This window comes from Streptomyces sp. NBC_00316 (genome assembly GCF_036158715.1).
GTDB lineage: Bacteria > Actinomycetota > Actinomycetes > Streptomycetales > Streptomycetaceae > Streptomyces.
This window is the reverse complement of record NZ_CP108023.1, coordinates 3,699,162-3,720,273: the sequence shown is the minus strand read 5'-3', so window position 1 is coordinate 3,720,273 and position 21,112 is coordinate 3,699,162. Positions and strand designations below refer to the sequence as shown.

The following is a 21,112-nucleotide window of genomic DNA, read 5'->3' as shown; positions in this document are numbered from 1 at the left end:
TCAGATGAGTGGCACGGTCTCGGCCGCGCCGCCGTCGGAACTGTCGGGCGCCCAGGCCGCGAGAGGGTCGAAGCCGCGGTGGCCGCACTCGCCGAAGACCGTGACCGGCGCGCCGCCGGAGAGCGCCACGAGCTTCCAGAGCCCCGGCCGGGACAGCGCGGCCGGAGCGACGGGCAGGGCCGTTCTGTCCGACGCGTCCGCCAGTTGCCAGCCGTCGCCCGAAGGCACCGGTATCACCGCACGCAGGGTGACCGGCCAGGACTCCAGCCATGGATCGTCCCGCAGGGCGTGTCCGTACGCGGCGACCGCGGCCGTTGCCGTGGAGCCCGGCGGGGGAGTGCCGGCCGGTGACGGCGCGCCGAACTGCCCGCCCAGCTCCGCCCGGAGCTGCCCGGCCCCCCGGTACGGCGTGAGCTCGGCGTCGATCGTGACGCCCACCGGCAGAGCCTGACCGGGCGAGCGCCCGGCCGCCCCGAAGGACAGCAGCAGTGCCGTCCGGCCCGAGTCCCTTCCGTACAGCCAGATCCGGCGTGTGACGAGCTTGCCGTCCGCGGTGTCGTACTGGGCGAGGACCAGCCAGTGGTCGCGGACCGTGGGGCCGTCGGCAGGGGCCGTCAGCCCCACCCGTGTACGGACCGTCGCCGCCAGCGGGGCCGGCAGCCGGTCGATGCGCAGCCACGCGGTGTCCAGCAGATGCAGCAGCGCGCACTCCTCCAGCAGCCGCCCCGGCCAGCCGGGGCCCGACGCCGGGATCGCCCCCAACTCCCGGACCCGGCCCGCCAGCCCCGGCGCCTGGGCGTCGACCATGCGGGCCGCCGTCTCCTCCCACAGCCCGTACCCCGACTGATCGGCCGACGCCAGACCGCCGCGCAGCAGATCCGTCAGACGCTGCTCGAGCTCCTGCGCGCCGCCGGTGATCCGCTCGGCCCGGCGCTCGGCGCGCCGCCGGGCGGCCTCCGGGGCGGCCGGGCCGGCACCCGAATCGCCCGCACTCGAGCCGCCGCCTTCCGCCACCGTCTTCTGCGCCGCCCGTCTGCGGCGGCCGTCGAGCCACTCCCCGGCCCAGTCGGGCACCTCCGCCGGCCCGAGCGCCGCCTCGTCCGACGCCCAGAGCAGCAGCAGGCCAAGCGCGTGCTTGCACGGGAACTTCCGACTGGGGCAACTGCACTTGTACGCGGGGCCCGTCGTGTCGACCACCGTCCGATACGGCGTGCTTCCGCTTCCCTTGCACAACCCCCATACCGCGCCCGGTCCGTCACAGCCCGCGCCGGACCACGGCCCGGCCGAACCGAGCCTGCCGCCCGCCTTGCGTGACGATGCGTCAGGAGCCAGGGCCAGGACCTGCTCCACCGTCCAGCGCGCCGCCGGAGCAGCGGTGCGCAAGGGTTCTCCCCCGTGAGATAGCAGCATGCGGACGACGGTAGGACGCGGCACTGACAATCGGCCCCGACCTGCGGAGACGGTCGATTGTCAGTGGCGTGGTGCACGGTGGGAACCACATCAGGTCGACTGATCTGGAGGGGGATCCATGACCGTGTCCGAAACCACCGCCGACGTCGGCGCAGAGGTTCTGCGCCCGCATGCGGAGGACGCCTTCGCCGACGAGCTGAAGGCACTCGCGGCCGCCGACGACCGTCCGCGGCCCGAGCGTTGGAAACTGTCGCCGTGGGCCGTGGCCACCTATCTGCTCGGCGGCGTGCTTCCGGACGGAGCGGTGATCACACCGAAGTACGTGGGCCCGCGCCGTCTCGTCGAGGTCGCCGTGACGACGCTCGCCACCGACCGCGCCCTGCTGCTCCTCGGCGTCCCCGGCACCGCCAAGACCTGGGTCTCCGAGCATCTCGCGGCCGCCGTCAGCGGCGACTCGACGCTGCTCGTCCAGGGCACGGCGGGCACACCCGAGGAAGCCGTGCGCTACGGGTGGAACTACGCGCAGTTGCTGGCGCAGGGACCCAGCCGTGACGCGCTGGTGCCCAGTCCGCTGATGCGCGCGATGTCCCGGGGCATGACCGCGCGGATCGAGGAACTCACCCGTATTCCCGCCGATGTGCAGGACTCGCTCATCACGATCCTGTCGGAGAAGACGCTTCCTCTCCCCGAGCTGGGCCAGGAGGTCCAGGCCGTTCGTGGCTTCAACGTCATCGCGACGGCCAATGACCGCGACCGCGGGGTCAACGATCTGTCCAGCGCCCTGCGCCGCCGGTTCAACACGGTCGTGCTGCCGCTGCCCGCCACGCCGGACGCTGAGGTCGACATCGTGTCCCGGCGTGTGGACCAGATCGGGCGTTCGCTCGACCTTCCGTCCGCTCCCGACGGCATGACCGAGATCCGCCGGGTGGTCACGGTCTTCCGTGAACTGCGCGACGGCGTCACGACCGACGGCCGCACCAAGCTCAAGTCCCCGTCGGGCACGCTGTCGACGGCCGAGGCCATCTCCGTCGTCACCAACGGCCTTGCGCTCGCCGCCCACTTCGGCGACGGGGTGCTGCGCCCCGGCGATGTCGCGGCCGGCATCCTCGGTGCGGTCGTCCGTGATCCGGCGGCCGACCGCGTGATCTGGCAGGAGTATCTGGAGACCGTGGTCCGTGAGCGGGACGGCTGGAAGGACTTCTACCGCGCCTGCCGCGAGGTCTCGGCATGAGCGGCGCCCCGCCCGCCACCGGGCCGCTGCTCCTCGGCGTCCGGCACCACGGCCCCGGATCCGCCCGCGCGGTCCGCGCCGCGCTGGACGCCGCGTACCCGCGGGCCGTTCTCATCGAGGGCCCTTCCGAGGGGGACGCACTGCTGCCGCTCGCCGCCGACGAGCAGATGCGGCCACCGGTCGCGCTGCTCGCCCACGCGGTGGACGACCCGGGCCGGGCGGCGTTCTGGCCGTTCGCCGTCTTCTCGCCGGAATGGGTCGCGATCCGCTGGGCCCTGCGCCATGACGTGCCGGTCCGCTTCATCGACCTGCCCGCGGCCCACTCCCTGGCCATGACGGACTCCCCGCCCGCGGATGCGGACCCCGGCGACCGGGGCCGGGGACAGGCGGGCGACGACGCGTCCGCTCCGGTGGCCGCGTTCGCGGTCGACCCGATCGCGGTCCTCGCCGAGGCCGCCGGGTACGACGACCCCGAGCGCTGGTGGGAGGACGTCGTCGAGCACCGCGCACCGGACGGGCAGCTCGCCGACCCCCGCGCCCCGTTCGCCGCGCTCGGCGAGGCGATGACAGCCCTGCGCGAGGTGTACGGGGACGGCGGGCACCCCCACGACACCGTCCGTGAGGCCTACATGCGCATCCAGCTGCGCGCCGCCCGCAAGGAGTTCGGGGACGACATCGCCGTCGTCTGCGGGGCCTGGCATGTGCCCGCGCTCGGAGCGAGGACGACCGTCACCGCCGACAGGGCCCTCCTCAAGGGAATGCCCAAGGTCAAGACCGAGATGACCTGGGTGCCCTGGACGCATCGGCGGCTCGCCCGGCACAGCGGTTACGGGGCGGGGATCGACTCGCCCGGCTGGTACGGGCATCTCTTCGCCGCCCCCGACCGTCCGCTCGAGCGGTGGATGACCAAGGTCGCCGGACTGCTGCGCGACGAGGACAGGTTCGTGTCGTCCGCCCATGTCATCGAGGCCGTCCGGCTCGCGGGGACCCTCGCCGCCCTGCGCGGACGCCCGCTCGCAGGGCTGAGCGAGACGACCGACGCGATCCGGGCCGTCATGTGCGAGGGCTCCGATGTGCCGCTCGCGCTCGTACGGGACCGGCTCGTCGTCGGCGAGACGCTCGGAGAGGTGCCGGACAGCGCCCCCGCCGTGCCGCTGCAGCGCGATCTCACCCGGCTCCAGCGCACGCTGCGGCTCAAGCCGGAAGCGCTGGAGCGCGAGCTGGAGCTCGACCTCCGCAAGGACACCGACGCGGCCCGCAGCAGCCTGCTGCACCGGCTCCGGCTCCTCGCCGTCGGCTGGGGCGAACCGGCCGCCGGCCGGGGGAGCACCGGCACATTCCGGGAGAGCTGGCGGCTGCGCTGGGAGCCCGAGCAGCACGTGCAGGTCGCGGAGGCCGGGGTCTGGGGCACCACGGTCCTCACCGCGGCGACCGCCAAGGCCGAAGCGGAGGCCGTATCGGCGACAGCGCTCGCCGAGGTCACCTCGCTCGCCGAGCGCTGCCTCCTCGCCGGACTGCCCGACGCACTGCCCGTGGTGATGCGGGTCCTCGCCGACCGGGCCGCGCTGGACGCCGACGTCGGCCACCTCGCCGATGCACTGCCCGCCCTGGCCCGCACCCTGAGGTACGGGGACGTGAGGTCGACGGACACCGCGGCGCTGGGTGAGGTCGCGGCCGGGCTCGCCGAGCGGATCTGCGTCGGACTGCCACCCGCGTGCACCGGGCTCGATGCCGGCGGCGCCGACGGACTGCGCCGCCGGGTGGACGGGGTCCACGCAGCGATCGGGCTGCTCACCGGCACCGTACCGGCGGACGGGATCCGTGAACGCTGGACGGCCGTGCTGCACAAACTGGCCGCCCGGGACACCGTCGCGGGTGTCATCCGGGGCAGGGCGGCCCGACTGCTGCTCGACGAGGGGCGGATCGAGGAGGACGACGCGGCGCGGCTGATGGGCCTCGCTCTGTCACCCGGCACACCCCCCGCCGACGCGGCGGCGTGGATCGAGGGGTTCGTCGGCGGGGGCGGCATGCTCCTCGTCCACGACGAGCGGCTGCTCGGCCTGGTCGACGCCTGGCTGGCCGGCGTCCCCGCCGACACGTTCACCGACGTGTTGCCGCTGTTGCGCCGCACCTTCTCGTCCTACGAACCGGGCGTACGGCGCACGCTGGGCGAGCTCGTACGCCGCGGCCCGGGTGCAGGGGGCCCGGCCGGAACAGCCGGGGGAACGGCTGCCCCCGGCTTCGGCCCCGGCCTCGATAACGAACGGGCGGACGCGGTGGCGCCGGTGCTGCGGCTGCTGCTGGGGCTGGAGACCGAGGGCGCGGACACAGCCGGCCACGCCATGGAAGAGCTGGGGGCAACAGGATGACGACGGCCACGCACACGGACACGGCGGGAGCCGCGGCCGGCTGCGGCGCGGCGGACGACGAGCGGCTGCGGCGCTGGCGCCTCGTGCTGGGCGGGGACAGCGCCGAGAGCACCGGGTGCACCCTCGCCGGCCGGGACGCCGCGATGGACGGCGCGCTGAACGCGCTGTACGGCGGCGGGGGCAGGTCCGGCGGCCGGGGCGGGAGCGACCGCTCGGCCGGACTCGGCGGCTCCGCCCCGTCCGTCGCCCGCTGGCTCGGCGACATCCGTACGTACTTCCCCAGCTCCGTCGTCCAGGTCATGCAGCGTGACGCGATCGACCGGCTCGGTCTCTCCGCGCTGCTGCTGGAGCCGGAGATGCTGGAGGCCGTCGAGGCGGACGTCCATCTCGTCGGAACGCTGCTCTCGCTCAACAAGGCCATGCCCGAGACGACGAAGGAGACGGCACGAGCCGTCGTGCGCAAGGTCGTCGACGACCTGGAGAAACGGCTCGCCACCCGCACGAGGACCACGCTGACCGGTGCGCTCGACCGCTCGGCGAAGGTCAACAGGCCTCGCCACCGTGACATCGACTGGGACCGCACCATCCGGGCCAACCTCAAGAACTACCTGCCGCTGCCGGGCGGGGACGGAGCCGGCACGGTCGTCCCCGAACGGCTCATCGGCTACGGGCGGGCCGCGCAGGCGGTGAAGAAGGACGTCATCCTCTGCATCGATCAGTCGGGATCGATGGCCGCCTCCGTCGTCTACGCGTCCGTCTTCGGCGCGGTCCTCGCCTCCATGCGGACCCTGCGGACCAGACTCGTCGTCTTCGACACGGCCGTCGTCGACCTCACGGACCAGCTCGACGACCCCGTCGACGTGCTCTTCGGCACTCGGCTCGGCGGGGGCACCGACATCAATCGGGCACTTGCGTACTGCCAGTCCAGGATCACCCGCCCGGCCGAAACCGTGGTCGTCCTCATCAGCGACCTGTACGAGGGCGGCATCCGCAACGAGATGCTGAAGCGGGTCGCCGCGATGAAGGCCTCCGGGGTGCAGTTCGTGACGCTGCTCGCCCTGTCCGACGAGGGCGCGCCCGCCTATGACCGTGATCACGCGGCGGCGCTCGGCGCACTGGGCGCACCGGCGTTCGCGTGCACCCCGGACCTCTTCCCGGAGGTGATGGCGGCGGCGTTCGAGAAGCGGCCTCTGCCGGTACCGGACAAGGAGGCTCTTCGGTGAGGGGCGCGGCCCGCGCACAGGGGCGGCGCAGCGCCGCGACGCGCCCGGGAGCACGGTCTGTGACCGTAATCACCGCCCAGGTGTGAGCTGCGATTTATGGTCCTGCGGAGCTCGGGGATAACCTGCGAGATGGACATGCCGCGTACCCGGTGACCGTGTGCGCCTTCCTTGTGACCGAGCAGTCACGTTGCCCCTCGCGGCACGCCCACGCTGAAAACGAACCGCGAGACCACTGAAAAGGGACGGACGCGCGTGGACCTGTTCGAGTACCAGGCGAGGGACCTCTTCGCCAAGCACGGTGTACCGGTGCTGGCCGGTGAAGTCATTGACACGCCTGAGGCAGCCCGCGAGGCGACCGAGCGGCTGGGCGGCAAGTCCGTCGTCAAGGCGCAGGTGAAGGTCGGCGGCCGCGGCAAGGCCGGCGGCGTCAAGCTGGCCGCCACCCCCGACGAGGCGGTCGCCCGTGCGACCGACATCCTCGGCATGGACATCAAGGGCCACACGGTCCACAAGGTGATGATTGCCGAGACCGCGCCGGAGATTCTTGAGGAGTACTACGTCTCGTACCTCCTCGACCGCACCAACCGCACCTTCCTGGCCATGGCCTCGGTGCAGGGCGGCATGGACATCGAGGAGGTCGCGGAGAAGACCCCCGAGGCCCTCGCGAAGGTCCCGGTCGACTCCAACGCCGGAGTCACGATCGAGAAGGCCCGCGAGATCGTCGCCCAGGCGAAGTTCCCGGCCGAGGTGGCCGAGAAGGTCGCCGAGGTCATGGTGACGCTGTGGGACACCTTCGTCGCCGAGGACGCGCTCCTCGTCGAGGTCAACCCGCTCGCCAAGGTCGCCTCCGGCGACATCCTGGCGCTGGACGGCAAGGTGTCTCTCGACGAGAACGCCGACTTCCGTCAGCCCGGCCACGAGGCCCTCGAGGACAAGGCTGCGGCCAACCCGCTCGAGGCTGCCGCCAAGGCCAAGAACCTCAACTACGTCAAGCTCGACGGCGAGGTCGGCATCATCGGTAACGGTGCCGGTCTGGTCATGTCGACCCTGGACGTCGTCGCGTACGCCGGTGAGAACCACGGCAACGTGAAGCCCGCCAACTTCCTCGACATCGGTGGCGGTGCCTCCGCCGAGGTCATGGCGAACGGCCTCGAGATCATCCTCGGCGACCCGGACGTCAAGTCCGTCTTCGTCAACGTCTTCGGTGGCATCACCGCGTGTGACGAGGTCGCCAACGGCATCGTCCAGGCGCTGGCGCTCCTGAAGTCGAAGGGCGAAGAGGTCACCAAGCCGCTGGTCGTGCGCCTCGACGGCAACAACGCGGAGCTGGGTCGCAAGATCCTTTCCGACGCCAACCACCCGCTCGTGCAGCGCGTGGACACCATGGACGGCGCGGCCGACAAGGCCGCCGAGCTCGCCGCGGCTGCGAAGTAAGGGACGAGGGACTCCAACACCATGGCAATCTTCCTCACCAAGGACAGCAAGGTCATCGTCCAGGGGATGACCGGTGCCACCGGCATGAAGCACACCAAGCTCATGCTCGCCGACGGCACCAACATCGTCGGCGGCGTGAACCCGCGCAAGGCCGGCACGTCCGTCGACTTCGACGGCACCGAGGTACCGGTCTTCGGCTCCGTCGCCGAGGCGATGGAGAAGACCGGCGCGAACGTGTCCGTCCTCTTCGTGCCGCCGGCCTTCGCCAAGGCCGCCGTCGTCGAGGCGATCGACGCCGAGATCCCCCTCGCCGTCGTGATCACCGAGGGCATCGCCGTCCACGACTCGGCCGCCTTCTGGGCGTACGCCGGCTCGAAGGGCAACAAGACCCGGATCATCGGCCCGAACTGCCCCGGCCTGATCACCCCCGGTCAGTCCAACGCCGGCATCATCCCGGGCGACATCACCAAGCCCGGCCGCATCGGTCTCGTGTCGAAGTCCGGCACGCTGACCTACCAGATGATGTACGAGCTCCGTGACATCGGCTTCTCGTCCGCCGTCGGCATCGGTGGCGACCCGGTCATCGGTACCACGCACATCGACGCCCTCGAGGCGTTCGAGGCCGACCCCGACACCGACCTGATCGTCATGATCGGCGAGATCGGCGGCGACGCCGAGGAGCGTGCGGCGGACTTCATCGCGAAGAACGTCACCAAGCCGGTCGTCGGTTACGTCGCGGGCTTCACCGCCCCCGAGGGCAAGACCATGGGCCACGCGGGCGCCATCGTCTCCGGCTCCTCCGGCACCGCCCAGGCGAAGAAGGAGGCCCTCGAGGCCGCCGGCGTCAAGGTCGGCAAGACGCCGACCGAGACCGCCAAGCTGGCGCGCGAGATCCTCGGCGCCTGACAGCTGTTTCGCGGCTGAACCGCTGTATCGCGTCACCGCGACAGACGGCGCGGGCCCGCACCCCGGGAGAATGGGGTGCGGGCCCGCGCCGTTTCCGTACCGGGCCGGTCACCGTACTTGCGGGACGAGCCGCGCGGGGCCGCGGATGAGCTCGTCCCGGAGCTTCCTCTCCACCTTGCGCTCCTTCGGCGTCAGCTTCTGCGGGCCGCCGCGGGGCGGCACACCCCCGACCCGCTCGGCGGGTGCCGGAGGTGTCTCGTAGTGCTCCGGAGCGGTCACCGTGGTGATCACCGTGAGGCCGATGAGCAGGGCCGTGAGCGCGATCGCCGCTCGTGTCCAGTGCCCCGCCTTGTTCTCGCTCACGGTCCGGATCGCGCGGGGGGTGATCATCGCGGCCACGGGCTGGGCGAGCGCCAGCGTGCCCAGCTGCTCGTGCAGCAGTGCGGACTGTTCGTCGGGCGATTCGGGGATCGCCAGTTCGGGCACCCGCTCGGCGATCGCGGCCCGAGCGGTCATCAGCCTGCCTGCCGTCGCCGGGGTGCTGGCCTCCGTCTCCGCCGCGGTCTCCGGCAGGTCCAGGCCGACACCGTCGTACAGCACCAGGGTGCGCCGGTACGCCGGTGGCAGGTCGAGCAGCGCGTCGAGCAGGGCGCGCGAGCCGGGGGCGTCGGACGGCTGCGGGTCGGGCCGGCGGTGGCTGCGGCGCAGCCGGTGCCAGGGCGACATCGCGTACTCGTACGCGACGGCCCGCACCCAGCCGACCGGGTCCCGGTCCACTGCGACCTCGGGCCAGCGCTGCCAGGCCTGCTCGAAGGCCCGCTCGACGGCCTCCTTGGAGAGGTGCCGGCGGCCGGTCAGCAGATACGTCTGCCGGAAGAGGGCAGTGGCGGAGCGCGCATAGAGCGCGTCGAACGCTTCGGCGGGCGTGGGGCCGGGGAGCGGGGGGACGGGGGATTCGGAGGGGACGGAGGGCAGCGGAGTGGTGGTGTCCGCATCGGTGTCTCTCTGCGTCATGCAGGCCCCCCGGCGGAGCTGCGCTGGGCCGAAAAGTGCATAAACGTATATTGGGCGACACAGCGGCTATTCGCCCGTTACACGGAATAAGTGCGTGTCGTTGGGAGCATTGCCGTGTGACCCAAATGACCGAACGCACCCCGTCGTTGTCGACGGAACAGGGCCGGTCCGCCGTGCTGGTCTCCGCCTTTCTGCGGGGCGCGCTTGCCGCGGGGCTCGGGCTCGCCTCGCTCTCCGTGCTCGTCATGGCGGTGTGGATCAGCTCCCCGGCCCCCGACAGCGGCCCTGGCGGCGCCTTCAACGCCGCGGCCGGGATCTGGCTGCTCTCCCACGGTGCCGATCTCGTCAGAACCGACACCCTGAGCGGCGCCCCCGCTCCTGTCGGGATCATTCCCCTTCTCCTCACCGCGGTGCTGGCGTGGCTGGTGTACCGGGCGGCCCACGATGTGATGGAGCCCGACGAGGGGCGCGCCGCGCCCTCCGCAGGCAGTGCCTTCTGCCTGGTGACGGGCGGATATCTGCTGGTCGCGGCGGTTGTCGCGCTCTACGCGAAGGGCGGCCCGATGGCCGCGCGGCCGTTCTCGCTCCTGTTCCCGCTGGTTCCGGTGGTGGCGGGGGCGGTGGCGGCCGGGGTGTGGACGGGGGCCGGCTGCCCGGTCGGGCCGCCTTCCTGGGCTCCGAAGCGGCTGCGCGAGTCGCCGGCACGGCCGCGGTTCGCGGAGCGGGCGGAGGCGGTGCTCCGGTCGGCTGCGGCCGGGACTGCCGTGTTGCTGGGCGGTGGTGCGCTGCTGGTCGCTACGGCGCTGGTGTGGCATGCCGAGCGCGTTCAGGAGTCGTTCCTGGGGCTTTCCGGCGACTGGGCGGGCCGGTGCGCCGTGCTGCTGCTCGCGCTGGTCCTCGTGCCGAACGCGGCGATGTGGGGTGCGGCGTACGGGCTCGGGCCGGGCTTCGCGCTCGGTACGGCGTCCACGGCCACCCCGCTCGCCCTCACCGGGCGCCCGGCGGTGCCGGACTTCCCTCTGCTGGCCGCGGTGCCGGCGCACGGCCCCGGGACGGTCCCGAACTGGGCGGCTGCGGCGGTGCCGGTCGCGGCCGGGGTGGCGATCGCCTGGTTCACCGCACGGTGGGCCGTGCCCGCCTGTGACGTATTGGACGAGGGGACGTGGAGCCGGCGCGGGACCGCGCTGACGGCTGCCCTGGCGGCGGTGGGATGCGGCGTCGGTACGGCGGTGCTGACCGCGGCGGCGGGTGGTCCGCTGGGGACCGGGGCGCTGGCGGAGTTCGGGCCGGTGTGGTGGCTCACGGGGGCGGCGGCGACGGCGTGGACCGCGCTGCTCGGGGTGCCCGGGGCGCTGCTGCTGAGGGGGTGGCGGCTGCGGGAGCGCGGCAGCGCCGAGGGGGTTGCAGCCGCCTGGGCGGCGATCCCCGCCCAGGCGGACGCGGAGGTTCCGGAGCAGCCGACGCGTGGCCGGCGGTGGTGGCGCAGGCGTCGGCGCGACGACGAGCCCGCAGGAGCGGAGCCCGGCCCCACCACCGGAACCGGAAGAGGATCCGGGACCGGAACCGGATCCGCGGCCGTACCGGCCTCCCTGCCCTCTCTGCCGCCCGCAGGGCCCGTGCCCGGCCGGGCGCCCCGGCACGAGAAGGATGCGGGCCGTGAGCCGTACGACTTCCTGCCGACCGATCCGTGGCACGCGCGAGCGGCCGGGGACTCCGTCTGGGAACCGCTCCTCAAGGCCCCCGAAACGACGTCGGACCGGCCTCCGGAGGCCGGTCCGACGTCGTGAAGCGGGGCGTGCTAGTTCCTGACGCCGAAGAACGGCTCCAGCGGCTTCGGCAGCAGGTCGTTGCAGGCCAGCTGTCCGGACTTGGTGAGGGCGTCGTTCACGCAGGTGTAGTAGTCGCGGTAGACCAGTTGCACGGTGAACGTCATGGCGACGATCGAGAGCGCGAGCAGCGCCGTGACGAGGCCGCTGACCGCGGCCGTCGTCTGCGGCCTGCCCGGGCCCTGTGTGTACGGGGCGGCGGGCCGGGCTCCGGGAGCCGGGACCCCGGCCGGTGCGGAACCGGAAGCGGGGCCGGCGGCGGAAGCGGAAGGGGAGGCGGCGGCCCCGGCGCTGCCGTCCGTCGCGGTCGCGCTCCTCGGCTTGGCGCGCAGCGAGCTGATCGACCAGTACACGGCGAGTGCGCCGAGCAGCAGGGCGATCTCCGGAAAGTCGAAGATCGCGAAGAAGAAGGCCCACATGCCGGAGAGCAGCGCGTAGCGAGCGCGGCGCTGGGCGGGGTCGGTCGGGTCCCAGCGCAGCCCGCCGGGGTTGCCCTCGGGGCCGCCCTGGCCCCCGGGGCCGTTCGGACCGCCCTGGCCGCCCGGCCGGCCGCCGAAGCCGCCGCTCTGGCGGCCCGGCTGGTGGCTGCTCCACTGGCTGCCCCAGACGGGCCGGTCGTCGGAGGGTCCGCCCTCGGGAGACCCGTCACCGTTTCCGTCCGAGCCGTCGTTCCCGTTGCCGTTCCCGCTGCCGCCGGACGGGTGGCGCGGGCGCCACGGCTGGTCCGGGCGGTGCTCCGGCGGTGCGGCGAACGGGTTGTCGTCCTGGCCGGAGGAACCCGAAGGATTCGAGGAGGAGGAGCCTGTCGGCGACCGGCGTTCCCTCAGCAGCAATGAGGCGCGCTCAGGCAGCGGATGGCGGAGGGCGGTGTGGCGGCGTCGGTCCGGCATGTGGTGAACGTCTTCCCCGTCTCGTCATTTCCGCCCTGACGGACGGTTCGCTGTCCCAGACGCTACCTCCCGGCCAGGAGGCGCCGAAAGCTGGGAGTGCGGCGCAGGAGGCCGATCTCCTCCGCTCGGCCCGCTCACCTCTTCGATCTTGCGGTCGTCTTCCTTGGATCTGTCCGTGGAACCGGACCCTCACCCCCATCTCGTGGGGGTCGGCCGATGTGCCGGTATCGTTGCTGACGGTCGGCCCCTTCGTAGGGTTCCCCGTATCGAGGGGCGCGATTCTTTCGTACGACCACACAAAGAGCGATCTACCGACAGCGTCGTTCGGCTTCACCTCGTGAGAAAGGGCCCAGCCGTGGCCTCCCCGCCGTCCCCGCCCTCCGCCGCCGCTCCGGCCCGTCTGGTCGTGCTGGTCTCCGGTTCCGGTACGAACCTCCAAGCCCTGCTGGACGCGATCGGCGACGACCCCGCGGGCTTCGGCGCCCAGGTCGTCGCGGTCGGCGCCGACCGCGACGACATCGTCGGTCTGGAGCGGGCGGAGCGTGCCGGACTGCCGACCTTCGTCTGCAAGGTCAAGGACTACGCCAGCCGCGAGGAGTGGGACGCGGCCCTCGCCGCCGCCACCGCCGCGCACCGCCCGGACCTCGTGGTGTCCGCGGGCTTCATGAAGATCGTGGGCAAGCGGTTCCTCGCCGAGTTCGGCGGCCGGTTCGTCAACACCCACCCCGCCCTGCTCCCCAGCTTTCCCGGTGCCCACGGGGTGCGTGACGCCCTCGCCTACGGCGCGAAGGTCACCGGGTGCACCGTCCACTTCGTCGACGACGGCGTCGACACCGGTCCGATCATCGCGCAGGGCGTGGTCGAGGTGACCGAAGAGGACACGCCGGAGGGCGAAGCCGCTCTCCATGAACGCATCAAGGAAGTCGAGCGCAAGCTGCTCGTCGAGGTCGTGGGGCGGCTCGCCCGTAACGGCTATCGCATTGAGGGACGAAAGGTTCATCTCGGTCATGTCGGTGAATAAGCCCATCCGCCGCGCCCTGGTCAGTGTCTACGACAAGACGGGGCTCGAAGACCTCGCCCGCGGTCTGCACGAGGCGGGTGTCGAACTCGTCTCGACCGGCTCGACCGCAGGGAAGATCGCCGCTGCCGGTGTGCCGGTCACCAAGGTCGAGGAGCTCACCGGCTTCCCCGAGTGCCTCGACGGCCGCGTGAAGACGCTGCACCCCCGCGTCCACGCCGGCATCCTCGCCGACCTGCGCCTGGACGCCCACCGTGAGCAGCTCGCCGAGCTGGGCGTCGAGCCCTTCGACCTCGTGGTCGTCAACCTGTACCCGTTCAAGGAGACCGTCGCCTCGGGTGCCTCCGACGACGAGTGCGTGGAGCAGATCGACATCGGCGGCCCGTCGATGGTCCGCGCCGCGGCCAAGAACCACCCGTCCGTGGCCGTCGTCACCAGCCCCGGGCGGTACGCCGACGTCCTCGCCGCGGTGAAGGCCGGCGGCTTCGACCTGACCGCCCGCAAGCGGCTCGCCGCCGAGGCGTTCCAGCACACCGCCGCGTACGACGTGGCCGTCGCCTCCTGGTTCGCGGACGACTACGCCGCCGCCGACGACTCGGGCTTCCCCGACTTCTTCGGTGCGACGTACGAGCGGAGCAACGTCCTGCGGTACGGCGAGAACCCGCACCAGCCCGCCGCGCTGTACACCTCCGGCTCCGGTGGTCTGGCCGAGGCGGAGCAGCTGCACGGCAAGGAGATGTCGTACAACAACTACACGGACACGGACGCCGCGCGCCGTGCCGCGTACGACCACGCCGAGCCGTGCGTCGCGATCATCAAGCACGCCAACCCGTGCGGCATCGCGATCGCCGACGACGTAGCCGAGGCGCACCGCAACGCCCACGCCTGCGACCCGCTGTCGGCGTTCGGCGGGGTCATCGCCGTCAACCGTCCGGTGACGGTCGCCATGGCCGAGCAGGTCGCGGAGATCTTCACCGAGGTCATCGTCGCCCCGGCGTACGAGGACGGTGCGGTCGAGATCCTGGCCCGCAAGAAGAACATCCGCGTGCTGCGCTGCCCCGACGCCCCGACCTCCACGGTCGAGGTCAAGCCGATCGACGGCGGCGCGCTGCTCCAGGTCACCGACCGGCTCCAGGCCGACGGCGACGACCCGGCCAACTGGACCCTCGCCACCGGTGAGGCACTCTCCGAGGACGAGCTCGCCGAGCTCGCCTTCGCCTGGAAGGCCTGCCGCGCGGTCAAGTCCAACGCGATCCTGCTCGCCAAGGGCGGCGCCTCGGTCGGCGTCGGCATGGGCCAGGTCAACCGCGTCGACTCCGCGAAGCTCGCCGTCGAGCGGGCGGGCGAGGAGCGCGCACGCGGTGCATACGCCGCCTCGGACGCGTTCTTCCCGTTCCCCGACGGCCTGGAGATCCTCACCGCGGCCGGCATCAAGGCCGTGGCCCAGCCCGGCGGTTCGGTCCGTGACGAGCTGGTCGTCGAGGCCGCGAAGCAGGCGGGCGTGACGATGTACTTCACGGGTACGCGGCACTTCTTCCACTGAGCGGCATGCAAAGAGGGCGCCCCCGGAGCTGGTCTCCGGGGGCGCCCTCTGCGCTGTTCGAGAGGCCGGCCGTTGCCGGCCCGTCCTGAGCGGATCAGTACTGCGGCTGCTGCTGGCGGTTGAACCAGGCGCTGCCGTCGGCCCTCGCGACGAAGACGATGATCAGGATCGAGAGCACCGTGTGGACGAGACCGACCACGATGAACGGGTAGATGCCGAGCAGCGCGGTGATCGAGCCGAACACGATCGCGGTGACACGGATGCCGTTGCCACCCTTGCCGAACTTCGCGGCGAGGAACACGGCCAGGACGCCCCACAGCAGGACGAGAACCGACAGGCCCCACAGAGCGCCGCCCGAGTAGTCCGCGAGCTGCTGGAACTGCACGTCGTCCTTGAGCGTCGCGTCGTTCTTGGCGGCGTTCACGGCCACGGCGGAGAGCACGAAGAGAATCGCACCGATCAGCTGGAAACCGGCGATCACGTAGAGCATGATGCGGGCCGCCTTCACGCCGCCCGGCATCTCCAGCGGCCCGCCGAAGCCGGGACCGAACTGCTGGACGGGCGGGGCCTGCGGGTAGCCGTAGCCCTGCTGCGGCACGCCCTGCGGGGCCTGCTGCGGGTAGCCGTAGCCCGGCTGCCCGCCCGGCTGCCCGCCCTGCTGCTGGCCATAGGGGTTGTTGGGGTCGCCGAAGCTCATGGCGAAATTCCTCCGTCGTCAAAGTGCGGGGACGATGCGGTCCGAGCGGAGGAGAAATGCGCAATCAGAACGGCCTGTCCCCCCGGCACTGCCCGCGATACTGCGCGGCTCATCGTCGTCTTGACATCGGGTTTTTGTCCAGCCGATTGCCGTATGTGTTGTGCAAGCGCAACCTGATGGCCATCGTGGACACCCAGAATTGGTATGCGGGCGGGGTCATCCGCGAGGATGGGCACTATGACTGCCCAGATTCTCGATGGCAAGGCCACCGCAGCCGCGATCAAGTCCGATCTCACCGTCCGCGTGGCGGCCCTCAAGGCCCGGGGCATCACCCCTGGTCTCGGCACCCTGCTCGTCGGGGACGACCCGGGCAGCCGGTGGTACGTGAACGGAAAGCACCGTGACTGCGCGCAGGTCGGCATCGGCTCCATCCAGCGCGAACTCCCCGACACCGCCACCCAGGAGGAGATCGAGGACGTCGTACGGGAGCTCAACGACAACCCCGAATGCACGGGCTACATCGTGCAGCTGCCCCTCCCCAAGGGCATCGACACCAACCGTGTCCTGGAACTGATGGACCCGGCCAAGGACGCCGACGGTCTGCACCCGATGAACCTCGGCCGGCTCGTCCTCAACGAGACGGGCCCGCTGCCGTGCACCCCGCAGGGCGTCGTCCAGCTGCTCCGCCACCACGACGTCGAGATCAACGGCGCGCATGTCGTGGTCGTCGGCCGCGGTGTCACAATCGGCCGCTCGATCCCGCTGCTGCTGACCCGCAAGTCCGAGAACGCCACCGTCACCCAGTGCCACACCGGCACGCGTGACCTGTCCGCCCAGCTCAAGCAGGCCGACATCATCGTCGCCGCGGCGGGCTCGCCGCACATCATCAGGCCCGAGGACGTGAAGCCGGGCGCGGCCGTGCTCGACGTCGGTGTCAGCCGGGACGAGGACGGCAAGATCGTCGGCGATGTGCACCCCGGTGTGGCCGAGGTCGCCGCATGGATCTCCCCGAACCCGGGCGGTGTCGGCCCGATGACCCGTGCGCAGCTGCTCGTCAACGTGGTCGAGGCGGCCGAGCGGGACGCGGCTGCCGCGGCTTCCGTCGCCGACTGAGCCGACCGACCCGATCCGAAGGGAACCCCATGGGTGCTGGTACGAGTCCGGCAGACCCGGCCGCCGCGGCGGACCGGACGCTTCCGGTGCCGCCGGGTGCGGGCGCACGCGGCGCGGGCAGGGGTGCGCGTGCGCAGGGTGTGCCGGATGAGGGCGTTGCCGCAGCGGTGGAGGGCCACGCCGCCGAGGGCCCGGACGCGGAACGCGCGGACGCCGAGGCCCCGGACGCCGGGATCACGGCCCGCGGCCCGGACGACGGTGACCCCGCCCCTGGCGGCGGTCCGCAGGCCACCCCCCGCTCGTCGCGGCGGTTCCCCTCGTTCACCCGGGACACCGCGCGGCCCGAGGGCGGAGGCAGGGCGGCGTCCGGGGACGCGCCCGCCCCGGCCCGTCAGTGGCCGCTGCTGGCCGTGCTCTGCACGGCCGGGATCGGCCTGCTGATCGTGGCGGTCAACCCCTTCGCCGAGGCCTTCAGGATCGGCACGATACTGATCGGTGTGGCCCTCATCGGTGGCGCCGTGCTGCGCTGCGCGGTGGCGTCGGTGGGCATGCTGGCGGTCCGGTCCCGGTTCACCGACCTGGTGACGTACGGGCTGCTGGGCGTTCTGATCGTGCTGCTCGCGCTCGTGGCGCAGCCCAAGCCGTGGCTGGACGTCCCGTTCCTGGAGCACGCGGTCCGCTTCACGATCCGCTGACATCCGTACGGCTCCGGGTGCGCCGAGCGCATGCCGGGCGCGCCGGGATGCATCACGGGCGGTGTCCGTCCCCTCCCCCGAGAAGGGACGGACACCTGCGGTCGGGGCCCACGGGAGCGAAGAGGCCCCGGAATGTGGCGAGTTGGGCCGCCTTGCCCCGACAGGATCCAGCCTCGTCGACGGGGGGGCGACGGTTCAAGGCACCCCGGTGGCCTGTGGCACGGAGGTGACCATTCCGCCACGGTGTGATCGCCGCGCAACGGTGACGGAACGCCACGGCACATGCCGGGCGGGGGGGCGTGCGACGGGGCGCGCCGCATTCGTGAATGCCCCCGTGCGCTCTCATCCCGGGAACTGAACGTCTTCCTTCGCGCATCGTCCTGGGTAGTCCGAAACGGTGGACCGCCGTATCGGCACAGGGGGAACGACAGGGCGGGGCGCAACAGGCACGCTCGGGGGACTGAGGGGGAAGTGATGCCTCGTTGGAAGGCGCTACCGGATGAACTCGACCCGCAGGTCAGGGAGTTTGCCGGTCAGCTGCGCAGACTCATCGACCGCAGCGGGCTGGGCGTCGCCGCGGTGGCCGACCGCACGGGCTACAGCAGGACGTCGTGGGAGCGCTATCTGAACGGGCGGCTGCTCGCGCCGAGAGGGGCGATCGTCGCACTCGCCGAGGCCACGGGCACCGACCAGGTGCATCTGACCACCATGTGGGAGCTGGCGGAGCGGTCCTGGAGCCGTGCCGAGATGCGTCACGACATGACGATGGAGGGCATCCGGATAGCCCAGGCGCGGGCGGCGCTCGGCGAGTTCGGACCGGCCCCGGCGGACAGTGGCGGAAGCCGCCCGCCCGCCGCCACGGTGACGGACACGGGCCCGGACGGGGGTGCGGTCGGCGGGGGCCGCGCACCGTCCGTACCGACTCAGCGGGGGAACGTGCCGCGCGTGCCGCGGCAGCCGCAGGTACGCCCTGGTGCGGCAGACGCGGCCGGCGGTGCGGACGGGCGTGCGCACGGGTACGCAGGCGGATACGGACCCGATGCCGGCGTGCAGCGACCGCAGGCGCAACTCGGCGACGGGCAGCGGAAGCCGGCCGACCGCCGCAGGCGGACCGTGATCCTCGCCGGCGTGGTGGGCGCCCTGCTGGTGACGGCCGCCGCGGTACTCCTCACCGGCCTGGGCGGCGACGGCGACGACAAGAAGTCCAGCGCCATCTCGTCCCCCTCCGCGTCACCGACGACCGGCGCGCCCGGACTGCCGGACGGCGTCAAGTGCAGCGATGCCGACTGCACGGGACGGGACCCGGAGAAGATGGGTTGCGGTGGCCGGTTCGCCCGAACGGTCGCCGGCGTCACGGTCGGCGGAAGCCTTGTCGAGGTGCGCTACAGCGAGACGTGCGGCGCGGCATGGGGCCGTATCACCAACGCCACGCGGGGCGACACGGTGCGGATATCCGCAGGTGGCGTCGCGGGGAAGGACGGCACGGTGGAGCCGGACGCGGACACGGACGCGTACACCCCCATGGTCGCCGTGAAGAAGGCCGCGGACGCCAGGGCCTGCGCCGTGCTCGCCGCCGGCACGAAGGGATGCACCACCGCTTCGGCCGAATGAACGAGGGAGCGCGGGTCGTGGTGAGCGCTGCGTGACCGGTTGTGTGCGGTGCCACAGGGGGGCGGGCGGCCGGGAGGTTCCGGGTCGGATAGCCTGACGCTGGATATCTCTTCACATCAAGATTCAGGGATGTCCAGCACCAGGGGCAGGGACCCCCACCGCCAGCTGTCTAACGGAGATCGCCATGACCCGCACTCCCGTGAATGTCACCGTGACCGGCGCAGCCGGCCAGATCGGCTACGCGCTGCTCTTCCGCATCGCCTCCGGCCACCTGCTCGGCCCGGACGTGCCGGTCAACCTGCGTCTCCTGGAGATCCCGCAGGGTCTGAAGGCCGCCGAGGGCACCGCGATGGAGCTCGACGACTGCGCCTTCCCGCTGCTGCGCAACATCGAGATCACGGACGACGCCAACGTCGGCTTCGCCGGTGCGAACGTCGCCCTGCTCGTCGGTGCCCGCCCCCGCACGAAGGGCATGGAGCGCGGCGACCTGCTCTCCGCCAACGGCGGCATCTTCAAGCCGCAGGGCAAGGCCATCAACGACAACGCCGCGGACGACATCAAGGTCCTCGTCGTCGGCAACCCGGCCAACACCAACGCCCTCATCGCGCAGGCCGCCGCCCCGGACGTACCGGCCGAGCGCTTCACCGCGATGACCCGCCTGGACCACAACCGCGCGATCTCGCAGCTGGCCGCCAAGACCGGTGCCGCCGTCTCCGACATCAAGAAGCTGACGATCTGGGGCAACCACTCGGCGACCCAGTACCCGGACATCTTCCACGCGGAGATCGCGGGCAAGAACGCCGCCGAGCTCGTCAACGACGAGGCGTGGCTGGCCGACACCTTCATCCCGACCGTCGCCAAGCGCGGCGCCGCGATCATCGAGGCCCGTGGCGCGTCCTCGGCGGCCTCGGCCGCCAACGCCGCCATCGACCACGTGTACACCTGGGTGAACGGCACCGCCGAGGGCGACTGGACCTCGATGGGTATTCCGTCGGACGGCTCCTACGGCGTGCCCGAGGGCCTCATCTCGTCCTTCCCGGTCACCACGAAGGACGGCAAGTACGAGATCGTCCAGGGCCTGGACATCAACGAGTTCTCCCGTGCGCGCATCGACGCGTCGGTGCAGGAGCTCGCCGAGGAGCGCGACGCGGTGCGCGAGCTCGGCCTGATCTGATCCGTACGCCTCACGCGTACACCACCGCCCCCGCCAGCGTCTGCTGCCGGGGGCGGTGGCGTACGCGGTGCCGGCTGCCCCGCGTACAGCCGGTCGGCGATCTCCCGTACGGCTGCCATGGCCTGGCGCTGCAGACCGGGGCCGAACGTGATCCCGGCGGCCCCGGTTCGCCGAGGCCGCGCGGGGTGCGTGCGGTTGCCGGTGTCGCCTCGTCCTCGTACCCGAGCGGGGCGGCGGGCGCCGGGAGACCCGTGTCGGCGAAGACCCGGGCGCTTGCCGCGGCCCACCGGCCGGGGAGGTCCGGAGGGTCGCCGGGCATGCGGCCGTGGTCCAGGTCGCGGAAGGCGGACACGGTCATCGCGGGATTCGTCGGGGGAGCGGGGCGAAGGACGGCAGCGCTGTGCCGCTCGGTCCGATCAGTGCTTGATGCCGCCGGGGGTGTAGTGACCGGGGGCCATACGGGTGGTCACACCGAACCGGTTCCAGGCGTTGATCACCGTGATGGCGGCGATCAGCTGGGCCAGCTCGGCCTCCTCGAAGTGCTTTGCGGCCTTCTCGTACACCTCGTCCGGCACGAAACCGTCAGTCAGGACCGTCACGGCCTCCGTCAGCTCGATCGCCGCGATCTCCTTCTCCGTGTAGAAGTGCTGTGACTCCTCCCACGCACTGAGCTGGATGATCCGCTCGACGGACTCGCCCGCCGCGAGTGCGTCCTTGCTGTGCATGTCGAGGCAGAACGCGCAGTGGTTCAGCTGCGAGGTGCGGATCTTCACCAGCTCGAGGAGGAGCGGATCGAGGCCCTTACGGGCCGCCGCGTCCAGCCGGACCATGGCCTTGTAGACATCGGGGGCGAGCTGGGCCCAGTGCAGGCGCGGGCTGCGTTCGGGGGCGCGGTCGGAGGCCGGGTGGCTGTGTTCGTTCGTCGTCATGCCTACGACGCTACGGGGCCGATGGCACA

General features: G+C 72.0%; 18 protein-coding genes. 12 read left to right on the top strand and 6 right to left on the bottom strand.

Annotated elements, in window-relative coordinates; genetic code table 11:
* Nucleotides 1-1,410 (bottom strand): SWIM zinc finger family protein, encoded by a 1,410-nt coding sequence (locus tag OG878_RS16420; RefSeq protein WP_328887506.1) that lies wholly within the window; start codon nt 1,408-1,410, stop codon nt 1-3.
* A 118-nt stretch (nt 1,411-1,528) separates the two neighbouring features.
* Between OG878_RS16420 and OG878_RS16415 the strand changes: the two genes are divergently transcribed.
* From OG878_RS16415 to sucD, 5 genes are all read left to right on the top strand, one after another.
* Complete coding sequence (locus OG878_RS16415; protein ID WP_328887505.1) at nt 1,529-2,641, top strand: ATP-binding protein; 1,113 nt, start codon at nt 1,529-1,531, stop codon at nt 2,639-2,641.
* Entirely contained in the window at nt 2,638-5,010 is a 2,373-nt protein-coding gene (locus OG878_RS16410) for a DUF5682 family protein (RefSeq protein WP_328887504.1), read from the top strand. Before OG878_RS16415 ends, OG878_RS16410 begins: the two co-directional genes overlap by 4 nt.
* On the top strand, nt 5,007-6,233 hold the full coding sequence (locus OG878_RS16405) for a VWA domain-containing protein (RefSeq protein ID WP_328887503.1): 1,227 nt from the start codon (nt 5,007-5,009) through the stop codon (nt 6,231-6,233). Before OG878_RS16410 ends, OG878_RS16405 begins: the two co-directional genes overlap by 4 nt.
* A gap of 252 nt (nt 6,234-6,485) precedes the next feature.
* Entirely contained in the window at nt 6,486-7,667 is a 1,182-nt protein-coding gene (gene sucC / locus OG878_RS16400) for an ADP-forming succinate--CoA ligase subunit beta (RefSeq protein WP_030914421.1), read from the top strand.
* Between the two features lie 21 nt (nt 7,668-7,688).
* The gene (sucD, locus tag OG878_RS16395) at nt 7,689-8,573 is read left to right on the top strand and encodes a succinate--CoA ligase subunit alpha (RefSeq protein ID WP_328887502.1); all 885 of its coding nucleotides are present in this window, start codon (nt 7,689-7,691) and stop codon (nt 8,571-8,573) included.
* Nucleotides 8,574-8,681: 108 nt separating this feature from the next.
* Here the strand turns inward: sucD and OG878_RS16390 are convergent, their stop codons facing one another.
* Nucleotides 8,682-9,587: an RNA polymerase sigma factor gene (locus OG878_RS16390; RefSeq protein WP_443049122.1), complete on the bottom strand. Its 906-nt coding sequence runs from the start codon at nt 9,585-9,587 to the stop codon at nt 8,682-8,684.
* A gap of 125 nt (nt 9,588-9,712) precedes the next feature.
* On the opposite strand from OG878_RS16390, the gene OG878_RS16385 reads away from it, so the two are divergent.
* A complete protein-coding gene (locus OG878_RS16385; RefSeq protein ID WP_328891262.1) occupies nt 9,713-11,374 on the top strand; it encodes a cell division protein PerM in 1,662 nt (553 codons plus the stop codon).
* 11 nt (nt 11,375-11,385) lie between these two features.
* Here OG878_RS16385 and OG878_RS16380 read toward each other — a convergent pair whose 3' ends face one another.
* Entirely contained in the window at nt 11,386-12,303 is a 918-nt protein-coding gene (locus tag OG878_RS16380) for a hypothetical protein (protein WP_328887501.1), read from the bottom strand.
* A gap of 355 nt (nt 12,304-12,658) precedes the next feature.
* Here OG878_RS16380 and purN point away from each other — a divergent pair, with 355 nt between their 5' ends.
* Both purN and purH read left to right on the top strand, forming a co-directional pair.
* A complete protein-coding gene (purN, locus tag OG878_RS16375) occupies nt 12,659-13,324 on the top strand; it encodes a phosphoribosylglycinamide formyltransferase (protein WP_328887500.1) in 666 nt (221 codons plus the stop codon).
* A complete protein-coding gene (purH, locus tag OG878_RS16370) occupies nt 13,311-14,864 on the top strand; it encodes a bifunctional phosphoribosylaminoimidazolecarboxamide formyltransferase/IMP cyclohydrolase (protein WP_328887499.1) in 1,554 nt (517 codons plus the stop codon). Before purN ends, purH begins: the two co-directional genes overlap by 14 nt.
* 94 nt (nt 14,865-14,958) lie before the next feature.
* Here purH and OG878_RS16365 read toward each other — a convergent pair whose 3' ends face one another.
* The gene (locus tag OG878_RS16365; protein ID WP_328887498.1) at nt 14,959-15,561 is read right to left on the bottom strand and encodes a hypothetical protein; all 603 of its coding nucleotides are present in this window, start codon (nt 15,559-15,561) and stop codon (nt 14,959-14,961) included.
* Between the two features lie 237 nt (nt 15,562-15,798).
* Here OG878_RS16365 and OG878_RS16360 point away from each other — a divergent pair, with 237 nt between their 5' ends.
* The 4 genes from OG878_RS16360 to OG878_RS16345 all read left to right on the top strand — a co-directional run bounded on the left by OG878_RS16360 (nt 15,799) and on the right by OG878_RS16345 (nt 20,154).
* Nucleotides 15,799-16,674 carry a bifunctional methylenetetrahydrofolate dehydrogenase/methenyltetrahydrofolate cyclohydrolase gene (locus tag OG878_RS16360; protein WP_328887497.1) on the top strand — a complete coding sequence of 292 codons (876 nt, stop codon included), beginning with the start codon at nt 15,799-15,801 and terminating at the stop codon, nt 16,672-16,674.
* Between the two features lie 29 nt (nt 16,675-16,703).
* Nucleotides 16,704-17,369 carry a DUF3017 domain-containing protein gene (locus OG878_RS16355; RefSeq protein WP_328887496.1) on the top strand — a complete coding sequence of 222 codons (666 nt, stop codon included), beginning with the start codon at nt 16,704-16,706 and terminating at the stop codon, nt 17,367-17,369.
* Nucleotides 17,370-17,843: 474 nt separating this feature from the next.
* Entirely contained in the window at nt 17,844-18,980 is a 1,137-nt protein-coding gene (locus OG878_RS16350; RefSeq protein ID WP_328887495.1) for a helix-turn-helix domain-containing protein, read from the top strand.
* A gap of 184 nt (nt 18,981-19,164) precedes the next feature.
* Complete coding sequence (locus OG878_RS16345; protein ID WP_277327930.1) at nt 19,165-20,154, top strand: malate dehydrogenase; 990 nt, start codon at nt 19,165-19,167, stop codon at nt 20,152-20,154.
* Between the two features lie 10 nt (nt 20,155-20,164).
* On the opposite strand, the gene OG878_RS42280 is transcribed toward OG878_RS16345, so the two are convergent.
* A complete protein-coding gene (locus tag OG878_RS42280; RefSeq protein ID WP_443049121.1) occupies nt 20,165-20,512 on the bottom strand; it encodes a hypothetical protein in 348 nt (115 codons plus the stop codon).
* Between the two features lie 58 nt (nt 20,513-20,570).
* Nucleotides 20,571-21,083: a carboxymuconolactone decarboxylase family protein gene (locus tag OG878_RS16335; RefSeq protein WP_328887494.1), complete on the bottom strand. Its 513-nt coding sequence runs from the start codon at nt 21,081-21,083 to the stop codon at nt 20,571-20,573.
* Nucleotides 21,084-21,112 lie beyond the last annotated feature (29 nt).